This is a genomic window from Nitratireductor lacus (assembly GCF_056431025.1).
The window spans coordinates 38,446-51,642 of sequence record NZ_JBWKMB010000001.1; the positions used below are offsets into that span (position 1 = coordinate 38,446).

The window sequence follows — 13,197 nt, forward strand, 5'->3', positions numbered from 1 at the left end:
CGTTCCCCCAGTCATTCAGGCCGGCCAAAGCAATACAACAAGCCGGCGCATGAAGCCATCTGGCGGCGAATCTTGAGGCACGATCCCGAAGGCCGGATCAACGTTCGCCGAGGCTCTGGCCGAACTGTGCCGTGATTGGCGCCAGAAAGTAGCTGATAAGGCGCCGGTCGCCGGTGATCGCGTCGACATTGCCGGTCATCCCGGGACGCAGCGCAAGACGGCCTGATGGCGATTGCAGCGCATCGCTTTCAGGCTTCAAGCGCACGACAAATCCCCAGCGGCCGCTGGCCCCGACTTCAATCGAATCGGTGGCGATGTCGGTGATTTCGGCCATCATCGAACCAAATCGCTCGGCAGGATAGGCATCGAGCCGGATACGCGCTTTCTGCCCGGCCTTGAGGAACCCGCTGTCCTGATTGGAAAACAGCGCTTCAAATTCAAGCTGGCTGTCCCGCGGCACCACCCGCATGAGATCCTGCCCGGCCTGAACCACGCCGCCGATTGTCGACACCGCAAGTTGCTCGACCGTTCCCGATACCGGAGCTCTCAGCGTCGCTGCCGCGATCCGTTCGTCCAGTGCCCTGCGTTCCTGGCGCAACGCAGCCAGCCGGGCATCGATCTTGTCCCGTCGCTGCATGACCCTGTTCTGGTTCGCGCTGAAGAGCCCTGCCCGCTCGGTTTTCAGTACGGACGCCTCAGCTCTCGTTTTGGCGATCTGGCGCTCGACCACGTGTTTTTCCGCCTGAAGGTCGTCATAAGCCGCACGGACCTTGAGATACGCCTCGCGGGAGGAAATGCCGCGCTCCATGAGCTTCTCCGCCGCCTGAAGCCGTTCCTCCTGCACCGCCAGCGCTGCATCTGCCTGCTCAACCCGTCCAAGAAGGACATCCAGCGCCTTGCGATTGACGTCGATGCGTGCATCCGCACCGGCCAGCCCGTCGGTAAAGTCGTTGAGTTCGGCGGCAAGCAGGCGTGCCTGCGCGGCCTCTTCATCACCATCTTCACCAACGGGCAGAAGATCGCCGGCATCGAATTTTCGTGTCGGCGAGCCGCCATCCCGCATTTCAGCGAGACGCGACAGAAAAGCGGCGAGCCGCACAGTCTCGCGCCTGAGCCGAACCTCTTCCTCAACCAGCGTTGCCTGCTTTGCCACGGCGGCGGTGGCGTCGAGCGTCAGCAGCAGATCGCCCTTCTTCACACCCACCCCGTCACGCACGAGGATGCTGGTTATGGAGCCGGGGTATTCGGCCTGCACCACCTGCACCCGATCAAGCGGGACGATCCGGACAGTGCCGCGGGCGGTCACCTCGACACGCAGGATGCAAGCAGCGATCAGGATGATGGCAAAAACCGCCATGCTGAACAGCACGGTAACATGCAATGTCGGTGAAGAGCCGCCCGGTTCGTCAAGCATCCGCATGAGCAACTCCCGTACCAAAATCGATAATATGATCCCGCTGCGAGAAAACATCCGGTCGATGGGTAATGACGATGACCGTCATCTTTTCCCTGAGCCGCATCAGTTCACTCACCATCCGGCTCTGTGCCGCCTCATCGAGCGCGCTGGTCGGCTCGTCGAGTATGAGGACGGCCGGGTTCTGAAGCACGGCGCGGGCGATGGCGATGCGCTGCTTCTGCCCGCCTGACAGGGCATTCCCCTGCTCTCCGACCGGCGTATCGAGCCCCAGCGGCAGACGATAGACGAGGTCATCCGCTGCCGCCACGACCAGCGCTTCGCGCAGCATCGCATCGGTGGCTTCCGCACACCGGAGCTGAAGATTCTCACGCAGGGTTCCCGAAAAGAGATACGGATCCTGTGGGACATAGATGATCCGTGACCGAACGCTCTCCGGTTCGAATTCCGAAAGGTCCTCGCCACCGAAGCGGATGGTGCCGCCCTGCGGCACTTCCAGACCGGCAGCCAGGCGTCCGAATGTTGACTTTCCCACCCCCGATGGCCCGACCACGAGGGTGCATGAGTGCGGCGGAATGAGGAGGTCGACCCCGTCCAGAACCGGCCGTTGATCGACCGCATAGGCGAAGGAAACGGAGCGAAACTCCAGCCGGGGTTCAAGCCCGGCGGGGAGCCTGTTCTTTTCGCCGAAAGGCTCACGCGTGCTGCTGAGTATATCGCCCAGACGCTGGCGCGAGACGCGAAGGTTCTGCCAATCCTGCCACAGCTTCGAGAAGCCGGCGATTGGCGCGGCAATCTTCTCCGCGATCAACTGAAAGGCAATGAGTTGCCCGAGCGTCAGATCGCCGGCAAAGACCTGCTGCGCCCCGACATAGATCACACCGATGAACACGCCCTTTTCGCACAGCATTGCCAGTTGGCCGCTGACGGCATTCATCGTGTAGACCCGGCGCGAAGCCTGCAGGGTATGCGAGAGTGTCTGCCGCAGGCGCGACAGCATCGCGCTCTCCGCGGTGAGCGCCTTTACCGCAGTCATGCCAGACAGGTTTTCCACCAGCCGCGCCTGATGGCGCGACCCCGTATCGAACTGGGCGCGCAGGCGTTTTCGCAACACGGGTCCGAAACCCAGATAAAGAAGCGCCTGAAGCGGCAGTGCCACGGCCACGACCACGGTCAATGGCCCCGAGATCGACAGAAGAACCGCGACGTAGAGCAGCGTGAAGAACAGATCCAGCGACGCGCCGGTGGTCAGCCCCACAAGGAAGGCGCGGATGGTATCAGTCTCGCCGATCCGGGACAGGGTTTCGCCCACAGGCCACCTTCGAAAGTGCCGCAGTGGCAGGCGGAAGAGATGATCGAACAGCCGCGTGCCCAGCTCCAGTGTCAGGCGGTTGGCGACAGAGATACCCAGAAAGGCCGCGAGCAGGTTGAAGCTGACCTGAAAGAGGCTGGCGCCGACCATGACAACCACCACGACGATCAGAGACGCTTCGCGCTGGAACGGCAATATCCGGTCGATGACAACCTGAAAAACAAACGGCTCAAGCAGCCCGATCATTCGAACGCAGACGGCCAGAAAGGTGAGTTCCGCGTAGAGCGGGACATGCTTGCGCAGCGTCGTTGCGAACCAGGACAGGGGGACGCCCTGATCGGCCGGTGGAAGGCGTTGTGACATTTGGAAACCTGCTGGTCGGGTGTCCGGCAGTCGGGGCCCTGATGCGTTCAGGGCCCCGGCCCCGTTCAGTGCCGACATCGCCGCACCGGGCGATGTCCTCTATCGCTACACAGGATCAGGCGACGGCGTCTTCGATCACGCCGCCGATAATCCCGCCGACGGTGTTTCCGACCACACCGCCAACTTCAGCCCCTGGCGCGCTTCCGAAGAAGCCACCGATGGCACCGCCGATAACCGAGCCGATGGCGGCGCCGATGGTGTGCCCCAGACCCCGGACCGCTTCTCCGCCGCCGCCGAAGCTCACAGGCGTATCAATGCCCGGGTTATCGATCTGAAAATCTTCAAACATTTCCAATATCCCTATTTCAAATGTGCTTTCGAGTATGAAGCCGGATAACCGGCGGTTTGACCGGTGAATAATGTTCACCGGCATGCACCCGATACGAAACGCATCGAGGGCATTCGTCCCGGGCTGTGGGAGACCTGCAAAATGCCTCAAGGCCCGGATGTTCGGCTTACGCGGAACTCTTCCAGTATTTGACGGTTCGAAGAGCGCCATCGGTATTTCTGCGCACGCTGGTTGCACGACGGCCGGGAAAAATATTGCGTCTCAGATCGGCAATGATTTCACGCGCCGTACCATAGGGAGCGATGAAATCATTGAAGAACAGGCGGTCGCCGCATCTCCATTCGTGGAATGCGAGTGCGCGACCGCTCTGCAAGATGGTCCGCTCGGTGTCTTCATCCAGCAGCGCCCAGCTGACGAAGCCCGTGGGTATCCCGTCCGGTGTCAGATAAAACCGCGCCTGGCCAAGATGGAGGGGCGGCAGGATTTCCACGTCGAGATAGCGCTCTACGCAGAAGGCGCGATGGTTCTCGGAGCGTGCGAGAAGCTCCAGGGCATAGCCAATGCCGGAATACAGATCGACGGCCGTCATCGCCTGATCCCCCGTGATGAAGCGGTTGGTTCTGTGCGCCGGAGTTCCATTGCGATCTGCGGACAGTGGCTCTCAAGAGACGCGAGCATATCCGGGAGCCGTTGCCTGCAGGCTATTCGGTGCTCAAGGTGGACTGTCTTGCCCTCCCCGTTGTGCTGCCACAGCACATACCCCAGTGGCACCTGTTGACGGTCGAGCGCGAGGAAAACACTTCGGTTCTGCATGGACTGCAGCAGGCGTGCGTAGCGGTCGCCAATCGAGTGATCGACGGCACCTGCATCCGGATACTGAAGGTCGAGCAGCAAAAGGCCACCGATCTGGCGGTAGAGACTGGCGACGGTCCCATCCGTATCCTGCATTCCGGGCAGAACGTAGCGCTGCGGCAGAATGCGCGGGCGATCGTGATAATCTGCCAGGAGAGCCGGGGCCTTTTCACCGCTTCTGAATAACGCGGCGATTTTCTTTCTGGTCCATTCCTGACCAATCGACTGCGCCAGAAGACGCGCAATCGGGTAGTTCCATGCGTAATCGTAGGTGTCGCTTCCGCACTCCAGAGCGGTTCGTAGCGACTGTAGGTCCGTACCGAGATAGCGGGAATTATCGGTTAACCAGGCAGTTTCCAGATACGGCGATAATGCAGGTCGAGCCTGGCGCACCCAGCCTAACAGAAGCTGCTCGCCAACAAACGCACAGACTTCACGGGATAAAGGCGGCATGGGCGAACGCCCGGAGCTGACAATCTGCAGGGCGTGGGAAAACTCGTGTGCGACCGTGAGAATGTCCGAAGCCGTGCCGCGGTAAGGACAACTCACAAAGGGTAACGTCTTTCGTCCCCGGTCGCCCCGGTCGCCCCGGTCGTACGTGAAAGCACGACCATCCCTGCCCTGCTGCACTTCAAAACTTCTCGGCACCCGTGTCTGCACAAACCGAATCAGCCGCGATGATTCGGGAATACCCGCGGTCAGCGCCTGCGCGGCCATCTCCCACGCGGCCTCACCGCTTATTTCCGGAGGCACGCTGCGACCTGATGCCCCAGCGCCTGTCAGAAAAATCGGAAGCGCATGATCAGTCAGGTTACGCCTGAGAAAGGCATCATCAACACGATTGGTTCTTAACCACTCAGAAAAAATATCAGCCATGAATAAAAGCTATGATCAATATTCGTTTGTAAAATTAAAGTGAACTACTGTTTACAGCAAATTGATGGTGAGATGTTGATATTTTTTGTGAAATAAGGGTGCAGTTTATATTTGTACCGAACGCTGAATATCATAAAAAGGCCCGCATCTTCCTCGTCCGACTCCGCCGTGTGGCGCAGTTTCGTGGCTTTCCCTGCTACGCCTGAACGTTCGCCGCGAGGTGCGTGATTGTGCTTGCGTCCCCGGTTTCGTTGCATATATACGGGCACACTCCTGAATGATCAGGTTGAGCATCTGCTGGTTGGAGAGGACGCCATGTCTCAAGACGCCCTTTTCCAATTGGGGATGGATTCAGTTGTACTGAACACCGCCCAAAAGGAAGAAAGCATCACCGCGCAGCCCGCATCTGCGGTTTGCGACGACAAGGATCACTTTATCGAGAAAGACGGCGTTCTTTGCGCCGGCTCTCATTTCATCGTGGATCTGTTCGAGGCCGAACGCCTGGACGATCTGCCTTATATTCAGAAGACGCTGATCGACTGCGTGAACGCAGCCGGCGCCACTCTTTTGCATATCCATCTGCACCCGTTCGAGCCGAATGGCGGGATAAGCGGCGTTGCCGTTCTGGCCGAAAGCCATATCTCGATTCATTCCTGGCCCGAGCGGCAATATGCAGCGCTGGACATCTTCATGTGCGGCGACGCGCAGCCGGAACGCTGTATCGATGTGCTGAAGGAAGCCTTCGCTCCCGGCCGGATGGATGTGAACGAGCTGCTTCGGGGACGAAACGCGTGAGCGGGCGCAAAACCATCTCGGAAACCCTGCATAACGGCGTCGGCATGGTTTTCGATGCCGAAGAGGTGCTTTACGAGGAGGGAACGGGACATCATCAGCTTACGCTGATCCGTAACCCTGTCTTCGGCAAGGTCTTGGTGCTCGATGGTGCGGTGCAGGTCACCAGCCGCGACGAGTTCATCTATCATGAGATGCTTGCGCACGTGCCGCTTGCGGCACACGAGAACCCCGCCGATGTGCTGATCATCGGCGGCGGCGATTGCGGCCTCGCAGAGGAGGTGCTGAAGCACAGGCGTGTCGGCACCCTCACCCAGGTCGAGATCGATGCGTCTGTCCTTGACTTCTCACGCGAGCATTTTGCCGACTTCAACGCGCCCGTTTTCGACGACCCGCGTTTCAGGGTCGAGATCGCCGACGGAGCGGTTTTTGCTGCGGAAACCGACAGGCGCTTCGATGTAATTCTCGTCGATTCCACGGATCCCACCGGGCCCGGCGCGGTTCTGTTTACGACCGAGTTTTACAGGAACCTGAAACGCATCCTGCGCCCGGGCGGCATCGTGGTTTCTCAGAACGGTGTCCCCTTCCTCCAGCCCGACGAGTTTTCGAAGGCGATGAAGGGGTTGTCCTCGGTGTTCGGGACCGCCACCTGTTACCTCGTTTCCGTCCCCACCTATTTTGGTGGGCACATGACGCTTGGCTGGTCGACCGACAATCCCGCCTCTCTCGCAGTCAGCGAGGAGACGCTCATGGAGCGTATGGCGGGAATTGAAACACGTTACTACACGCCTGCCCACCACAGGGCAGCCTTCGCCCTTCCGCGTTTCATCGAGACGCTGCTGGAGAACGCCGTGAAGTCGTGAGAAATGGGCTCCAGGGCCCATTTCCACTTTTCGGTCCGATACTCTATGCCTCCTGACCGGAAAAGAACGGCACGCTGGAGGCAAGCTCCGCGTCCAGCTGTTGTGCCCTGCGATAGGCGGGCCTCGATTCCACCCGCGCCAGATAGTCCTTGAAGACAGGCTTTTCGGGCAGGGCGCGCAGGATGTTCATGGTGTAATTGATCCCGGATGCGAGCTGTGTATCGGCAGCGGTGAAACGCTCGCCTGCCGCATAGGAATTGTTTGCAAGCCGCAGTTCGACGTAAGCCAGCATGTCGGCGAAAGTGCCGAACGGATATTCGTTGCTCTCATATTTCAGCCCCTGCACATGCGCGCAGATGGCAGGATCAAAAACGGCATCGCAATAGACCAGAGCCGTCAGATAGGCCGCACGGTCCGCTTCGTTGACCGCGGGCGCCAGTCCTGCCTGCGAATACCTGTCGGCAAGATAGATGGTGATGGCGGCGCGTTCGGTCACCACCTGCCCGTCATGGACGATGGCCGGAACCTTCTTGCTGGGCTGGATGGAACGATAGCTCTCCGGCACACCACCGCGTGCGCGAATGTCGATCATCTCCAGTTCATAGGGAACCTGCAACTCCTCCAGGAGCCAGAGGATGCTTGAAGAGCGCGACCAGGGTGCATGATAGAATGTCAACATCGGGTTTTCTCCTACTCTATGCCGCACCCTATCAGGCCCCTCCTGACAGGATACCGTCAGCATATTCCGGGCTCACTCCGCTGGACATGAAAAAGGCGACCGAAGCCGCCTTTTCCGAAAATGTGGATACCGTCGAGATCAGTTCGGCAGCTTGTCGTCGATGCCCTTGATATAGAAGTTCATGCTCAGGACTTCGCCGTCGGGTGCCACCTGGCCTTCCTCGAGCCAAAGCGTGCCATCCTGCTTGTAGACAGGGCCGGTGAAAGGGTTAAAGCCTTCATCCTTGATTTGGGCCTCGATGGCCTCGGCCGCCGCCTTCACATCGTCGGGCATGTTCGTGTAGGGCGCCATGACGACGTGACCGTCCTTCATGCCGCCCCAGACATCCTGCTGTTCCCACGTACCGTCCATCACGGCCTGGACACGCTCGATATAATACGGGCCCCAGTCATCGACGATGGAGGTGAGCTGGGTTTCAGGCGCGAACTTGATCATGTCGGAGGCCTGGCCGAAACCCTTGATGCCGCGATCGGCAGCGACCTGCAGCGGCGCCGTGGAATCGGTGTGCTGCGTGATGATGTCGACGCCCTGATCGAGCAGCGCCTTGGCCGCGTCGGCTTCCTTGCCGGCGTCAAACCAGGTGTTGGCCCAGACGATCTTGACCTGGAAATCCGGATTGACCGACTGCGCGCCGAGCATAAAGGCGTTGATGCCCATCACCACTTCGGGAATCGGGAAGGAGGCGATATAGCCGGCTACGCCCTTCTCCGACATTTTTGCTGCGATCACGCCCTGCACATAGCGGCCTTCGTGGAAGCGCGAATTGTAGGTTGCCACATTGGGGTGATCGCGCTTGAAGCCGGTTGCGTGCTCGAACTTGATGTCGGGGAATTTCGCAGCGACCTTCTGCACCGGATCCATGAAGCCGAACGAGGTGGCGAAGATGATGTCGCATCCCGAACGGGCAAAACGTTCCAGCGCGCGCTCGGCATCCGCCCCTTCCGGAACGCTTTCGAGATAGGCAGTCTCGACCTTGTCGCCGAAATGCTCCTCGACATCGAGCAGGCCCTGATGATGCTGGTAGGAATAGCCGAAATCGCCGATGGGGCCGACATAGATCCAGCAGGCCTTGGTCTTGTCCTGCGCCGCGGCGGGCGCCGCACCGTAGGCGATGGCCGCAGCGCCTGCGGCAAGAGCCATAACGAGTTTCTTCATTGTTGACGTCCTCTCTGTTGACTGAGTGCGGGGCTTATCGGGCTGGCACAAAGGGCCGGCCGAGGCATGCGGGCGTGTTGACCATCGTCAGGCGCCGGTTTCGCGAGATTAGTACAAGAACGGCGATGGTCGCCAGATACGGCAAGGCGGACAGGAACTGCGAGGGCACGGAAACACCGATCACCTGTGCATGCAGCTGGCCGATTGAGACGGCGCCGAAAAGATAGGCTCCGGCCAGAACGCGCCACGGTCGCCACGACGCGAACACCACCAGCGCCAGCGCGATCCAGCCACGGCCGGCCGTCATGTTCTCGATCCACTGCGGCGTATAGACGAGCGAGAGATACGCGCCCGCGAGCCCGGCGCACGCACCGCCGAAAACCACCGCCGCATAGCGTACGGCGATGACCCTGATGCCGAGCGCATGGGCGGAATCGTGATTGTCCCCCACCGACCGCAGCGTGAGACCCGCACGGGTGCTGAAGAGAAAATAGCTGACGCCGATGACCAGCAGGATCGATATGTAGAAGAGCGGGGCCTGAGCGAAGAGAAAACGCCCGACCACGGGCAGATCGGACAGGACCGGAATGACAAGCGGTGTCATTCTAACGCCGGGCAGACCGATGAACGCCTCGCCGATCATGCCGGAAACACCCAGCCCCAGCAGCGTCAGCGCCAGGCCGGTCGCAACCTGGTTGGTCACGAGCGAGAGTGTCAGAAACCCGAAGAGAAGCGCAAAGGCCGCACCGACCAGAACGGCCGCGAACACGCCGAGCCAGGGGGAACCGGTGGTTATGGCGACGCCGAACCCCGTCACGGCGCCCATCACCATCATCCCCTCGACGCCGAGATTGAGAACGCCGGAACGCTCCACCACCAGTTCGCCCATCGCAGCGATCAAAAGCGGTGTTGCCGCCGTGGCAATGGTGATCAGAACGGATTCAAGCATGTTTCGCGGCCTCCCCGCCCCGCAAGGCGCGTCCGGCGAGCCGGACCCTGTAGTGGATCAGCGTGTCGCAGCCGAGCACGAAGAAAAGCAGCATGCCCTGAAACGCACGGGCGGCCTTGTCGGAAAGCCCGAGTGAAATCTGCGCGGCCTCGCCGCCAAGATAGGAGAGTGCGAGCACGAAGCCTGCCGCCACGATGCCGAGCGGATTGAGCCGCCCAAGGAAGGCGACGATGATGGCGGTGAACCCGTAGCCAGGTGAAATGGAGGGCTGGAGCTGACCGATCGCGCCTGCGACCTCGGAGATTCCGGCAAGGCCGGCCAGGCCGCCGGAGATGAGAAAGGCCACCACGACCATGCGCGACGAACTGAAGCCGGCAAACCGCCCTGCCCTTGGACTTTGGCCCAGAACGCGGATTTCAAATCCCTTGCGGGTCTTGCGCAGGATGAACCACAGGATCAGGGCCGCAAGAATGGCAAAGACGATGCCCCAGTTTGCCCTGCCGGCCGATGGCATCAGTTCGGGCAGGATGGCGAAAGCGTGAAAATCGCGGGTTTCGGGAAAGTTCATCCCACCCGGATCACGCCATGGACCGCGTACGATCCAGTCCAGAAAGAGCTGCGCCACATAGACCAGCATGAGACTTGTGAGAATCTCATTGGTGTTGAAACGGGCCTTGAGGAAGGCGGGCACGGCCGCATAGGCAGCGCCGCCCACCATCCCCATGGCGAGCATCAGCGGTAGAACGAGCCAGTTCTGAAAATCGGGAAACACCACGGGCAGCATGCTGCCGGCTATTGCGCCGGCTATGAACTGCCCCTCGGCACCGATGTTCCAGTTGTTTGACAGGAAACAGACCGAGAGACCGACCGCGATAAGGATTAGCGGTGCCGCCTTGATCGCAAGCTCATGCAGCGACCACGTCTCGCGCAGTGGATCTATGAAATAGTAGTAGAGCGCATCGAGCGGGTTCTTGCCAAGAATGGAGAACATGATTGCACCGGCCACCATGGTTAGAACCAGTGCGATCAGCGGCGAGATGGCGCTGAAGAGAACGGAGTGCTGTGGACGCTTGACGAGTTCCAGGCGCATTATGCGGTCTCCGCGTTTTTGGGCCGATCGGACCGTTCGGGCTCGGCACCCCCCATCAGCAGGCCGATTTTCTCAAAACTTGCCTCGCCAATCGGCATCGGCGCCGAAAGGCGCCCGTCATGCATGACTGTCACGGAATCGCAGATTTCAAACAGCTCATCCAGATCCTGACTGATGACCAGAACCGCCGAGCCCGAGCGCGCCAGGTCGATCAGGGCCTGCCGGATGCGCGCGGCGGCCCCCGCATCGACACCCCAGGTGGGCTGGTTCACCACCATCACCGCAGGCTGGCGATCGAGCTCGCGGCCGATGATGAATTTCTGCAGATTGCCGCCCGACAGGGCGGAAGCTTCTGGATCCTCGCCACTTTTTCGAACGTCCATTATCTTGACGATGCGGGAAGCGGCCTTCGCCAGCGCGCCCGAACGCACGGTGCCGAGCGCGCCGACAAGAGCGCCCGCATCGGTGATATGGCGCGACAGGAAGAGATTCTCTGAAAGCCGCATCTGCGGCGCCGCGCCATGACCAAGGCGCTCTTCAGGCACGAAGGCGGCGCCCAGAAGGCGGCGACCGGAAATGCCGGTTCGCCCCGCATCCCTTCCGCGGATGCGAATGGCACCCGCCTGTTCCTGAAGCACCTCGCCAGACAGGGCTTCGAACAGTTCTCCCTGTCCATTGCCCGCCACGCCGGCAATGCCCATGACCTCGCCGGCGCGCACCGAAAGGCTGATCCCTCGAAGCGGCATGGCGAACGGGTTTGCGGCGGGCCGTTTTAGCCCCGTGATCTCCAGCAGCGCCTCGCCACCGGTATCGACGCTGCCGGTGCGCCTGACTGCATCGACGTCATCGCCGACCATCATGCGGGCAAGCGAGGCGGCGGTCTCCTGCCGTGGATCGCAATGCGAAACCACCTTGCCATGGCGCAGAACGGTGGCACGGTCGCAAAGTCGTTTCACCTCTTCCAGACGGTGAGAGATGTAGAGGATCGATTTGCCCTCGTCGCGCAGGGTTTCCAGCGTCTCGAAGAGTTTGTCCGCCTCCTGCGGGGTCAGAACCGACGTCGGCTCGTCGAGAATGATCAGATCCGGTTTTTGCAGCAGGCAACGGATGATCTCGATCCGCTGACGCTCTCCGACCGAAAGGTCGCCCACATGGGCAAAGGGATCGAGCGGCAGGCCATAGGCCTTTGACAAATCGCGTGCGCGTTCGGCCACCTGCAGGATCGGCGTATTGTCGTCCAGCGACAGCATGATGTTTTCGGCCGCGGTCAACGCTTCAAACAGCGAGAAATGCTGGAAAACCATGCCGATGCCAAGACGACGGGCCTCGCCCGGCGACTGGATGGACACCGGCTTTCCCTTCCAGCGAATGTCGCCCGCGGCCGGTTCGAGCGCACCGAACAGCATCTTGACCAGTGTCGATTTGCCGGCACCGTTCTCGCCCAGAAGCGCATGAATCTCGCCCTTGCCAATCGAAAGGTCGATCGCGTCGCACGCCTTCAGGGCGCCAAATATCTTTGTCAGCCCGCGAACTTCCAGAAGTTCGCTGCCCTTGCCTTCGTGTGCTTGATCCACGCCGGCTCCCATTTCGGACATTTTTATTTTGTTCCCAACTCGATCATAGGCAGACGGCTTTGTCGTTAATTAGAGCCGCTTTGCTTGAAAGAGCTTCAAACACGACGGCCCCATTACTCATTACGCCCTTTGCCCAGATTCGGCCAAGCCTGCATGAGGCCCCCGATCACGAAGAGATAGATGCCGGTGGCACCGATGCCGATCCGCACCAGGGGATGCGCATCGAGATGCTGAACAAGACCAACAACGCCAAACCCGCACCAGGCAAAGAAGATGGTCAGATTGAGAGCGCGCAGTCGTTGAACGCGCACCGGATGGAGGAAGAAGACCGGCAGAAAGGTCGTCACGGCCGAAATGAGCACGACGGCGAACGCGACATATTCGCCCGGCTCGACCACGAACAGGGTGAACACCACCATGTTCCAGACCACCGGAAAACCCTTGAAGAAATTCTCCCGTGTCTTCATGCCGGTATCGGCGTAATAGATCGCGCTGGTAACGACGATGATCGCAGCCGACAGGAAGGAAAGCCCCTCGCCCATGAACCCGCTCCGGTAGAGCGCGAACGCGGGAATGAGGACATAGGTAACATAGTCAATGATGTTGTCGAGCATATCGCCCGACCACGTGGGCAGAACCTGCTTTACATCGAGCCTGCGCGCAATCGGCCCGTCGATCCCGTCGACGAACAGCGCGAAGCCAAGCCACCAGAACATCGCGACCCACCGCCCTTCGCTGGCAGCGACCAGCGACAGAAAAGCGAGAAAGGATCCGGATGCCGTCAAGAGGTGAACGGAAAACGCCTTGGCCTGCGGGGCCGTGACTTTTTTGGTCTTCATGCTCTGTGCCCAGATCCTGACCCCAGAGTG

At 60.4% G+C, this 13,197-nt stretch carries 13 protein-coding genes; 2 read left to right on the plus strand and 11 right to left on the minus strand.

Features of this window, described 5'->3' with window-relative positions:
• Window positions 1-97: 97 nt before the first annotated feature.
• From AC07E3_RS00215 to AC07E3_RS00235, 5 genes are all read right to left on the minus strand, one after another.
• A complete protein-coding gene (locus tag AC07E3_RS00215) occupies window positions 98-1,420 on the minus strand; it encodes an HlyD family type I secretion periplasmic adaptor subunit (protein WP_478359970.1) in 1,323 nt (440 codons plus the stop codon).
• Window positions 1,407-3,089, minus strand: coding sequence for a peptidase domain-containing ABC transporter (locus AC07E3_RS00220; protein ID WP_478359971.1), 1,683 nt, complete (start codon window positions 3,087-3,089; stop codon window positions 1,407-1,409). Before AC07E3_RS00220 ends, AC07E3_RS00215 begins: the two co-directional genes overlap by 14 nt.
• A gap of 115 nt (window positions 3,090-3,204) precedes the next feature.
• On the minus strand, window positions 3,205-3,648 hold the full coding sequence (locus tag AC07E3_RS00225; RefSeq protein ID WP_478359972.1) for a hypothetical protein: 444 nt from the start codon (window positions 3,646-3,648) through the stop codon (window positions 3,205-3,207).
• Entirely contained in the window at window positions 3,605-4,027 is a 423-nt protein-coding gene (locus AC07E3_RS00230; protein ID WP_336071445.1) for a toxin-activating lysine-acyltransferase, read from the minus strand. Before AC07E3_RS00230 ends, AC07E3_RS00225 begins: the two co-directional genes overlap by 44 nt.
• A complete protein-coding gene (locus tag AC07E3_RS00235; RefSeq protein WP_478359973.1) occupies window positions 4,024-5,166 on the minus strand; it encodes a hypothetical protein in 1,143 nt (380 codons plus the stop codon). The genes AC07E3_RS00230 and AC07E3_RS00235 overlap by 4 nt, the downstream gene beginning before the upstream one ends.
• 315 nt (window positions 5,167-5,481) lie before the next feature.
• On the opposite strand from AC07E3_RS00235, the gene speD reads away from it, so the two are divergent.
• The gene (gene speD / locus AC07E3_RS00240) at window positions 5,482-5,961 is read left to right on the plus strand and encodes an adenosylmethionine decarboxylase (protein ID WP_336071447.1); all 480 of its coding nucleotides are present in this window, start codon (window positions 5,482-5,484) and stop codon (window positions 5,959-5,961) included.
• A complete protein-coding gene (gene speE, locus AC07E3_RS00245) occupies window positions 5,958-6,821 on the plus strand; it encodes a polyamine aminopropyltransferase (RefSeq protein WP_478359974.1) in 864 nt (287 codons plus the stop codon). Before speD ends, speE begins: the two co-directional genes overlap by 4 nt.
• A 43-nt stretch (window positions 6,822-6,864) precedes the next feature.
• Here speE and AC07E3_RS00250 read toward each other — a convergent pair whose 3' ends face one another.
• The 6 genes from AC07E3_RS00250 to pcsA all read right to left on the minus strand — a co-directional run bounded on the left by AC07E3_RS00250 (window position 6,865) and on the right by pcsA (window position 13,167).
• Window positions 6,865-7,500 carry a glutathione S-transferase family protein gene (locus tag AC07E3_RS00250; protein ID WP_336071449.1) on the minus strand — a complete coding sequence of 212 codons (636 nt, stop codon included), beginning with the start codon at window positions 7,498-7,500 and terminating at the stop codon, window positions 6,865-6,867.
• A 138-nt stretch (window positions 7,501-7,638) separates the two neighbouring features.
• Window positions 7,639-8,715, minus strand: coding sequence for a BMP family ABC transporter substrate-binding protein (locus tag AC07E3_RS00255; RefSeq protein WP_349366993.1), 1,077 nt, complete (start codon window positions 8,713-8,715; stop codon window positions 7,639-7,641).
• Window positions 8,716-8,749: 34 nt separating this feature from the next.
• Complete coding sequence (locus AC07E3_RS00260) at window positions 8,750-9,664, minus strand: ABC transporter permease (protein ID WP_007009877.1); 915 nt, start codon at window positions 9,662-9,664, stop codon at window positions 8,750-8,752.
• Window positions 9,657-10,754: an ABC transporter permease gene (locus tag AC07E3_RS00265; protein WP_478359975.1), complete on the minus strand. Its 1,098-nt coding sequence runs from the start codon at window positions 10,752-10,754 to the stop codon at window positions 9,657-9,659. Before AC07E3_RS00265 ends, AC07E3_RS00260 begins: the two co-directional genes overlap by 8 nt.
• A complete protein-coding gene (locus tag AC07E3_RS00270; RefSeq protein ID WP_478360128.1) occupies window positions 10,754-12,340 on the minus strand; it encodes an ABC transporter ATP-binding protein in 1,587 nt (528 codons plus the stop codon). Before AC07E3_RS00270 ends, AC07E3_RS00265 begins: the two co-directional genes overlap by 1 nt.
• Window positions 12,341-12,441: 101 nt before the next feature.
• Window positions 12,442-13,167, minus strand: coding sequence for a phosphatidylcholine synthase (gene pcsA, locus AC07E3_RS00275; protein WP_336071453.1), 726 nt, complete (start codon window positions 13,165-13,167; stop codon window positions 12,442-12,444).
• Between the last annotated feature and the right edge of the window lie 30 nt (window positions 13,168-13,197).

Coding starts and splice junctions, on each gene's coding strand:
- AC07E3_RS00215 (WP_478359970.1), bottom strand. CDS start 1,420: ATGCGGATGCTTGACGAACCGGGCGGCTCTTCACCGACATTGCATGTT.
- AC07E3_RS00220 (WP_478359971.1), bottom strand. CDS start 3,089: ATGTCACAACGCCTTCCACCGGCCGATCAGGGCGTCCCCCTGTCCTGG.
- AC07E3_RS00225 (WP_478359972.1), bottom strand. CDS start 3,648: ATGGCGCTCTTCGAACCGTCAAATACTGGAAGAGTTCCGCGTAAGCCG.
- AC07E3_RS00230 (WP_336071445.1), bottom strand. CDS start 4,027: ATGACGGCCGTCGATCTGTATTCCGGCATTGGCTATGCCCTGGAGCTT.
- AC07E3_RS00235 (WP_478359973.1), bottom strand. CDS start 5,166: ATGGCTGATATTTTTTCTGAGTGGTTAAGAACCAATCGTGTTGATGAT.
- speD (WP_336071447.1), top strand. CDS start 5,482: ATGTCTCAAGACGCCCTTTTCCAATTGGGGATGGATTCAGTTGTACTG.
- AC07E3_RS00250 (WP_336071449.1), bottom strand. CDS start 7,500: ATGTTGACATTCTATCATGCACCCTGGTCGCGCTCTTCAAGCATCCTC.
- AC07E3_RS00255 (WP_349366993.1), bottom strand. CDS start 8,715: ATGAAGAAACTCGTTATGGCTCTTGCCGCAGGCGCTGCGGCCATCGCC.
- AC07E3_RS00260 (WP_007009877.1), bottom strand. CDS start 9,664: ATGCTTGAATCCGTTCTGATCACCATTGCCACGGCGGCAACACCGCTT.
- AC07E3_RS00265 (WP_478359975.1), bottom strand. CDS start 10,754: ATGCGCCTGGAACTCGTCAAGCGTCCACAGCACTCCGTTCTCTTCAGC.
- AC07E3_RS00270 (WP_478360128.1), bottom strand. CDS start 12,340: ATGGGAGCCGGCGTGGATCAAGCACACGAAGGCAAGGGCAGCGAACTT.
- pcsA (WP_336071453.1), bottom strand. CDS start 13,167: ATGAAGACCAAAAAAGTCACGGCCCCGCAGGCCAAGGCGTTTTCCGTT.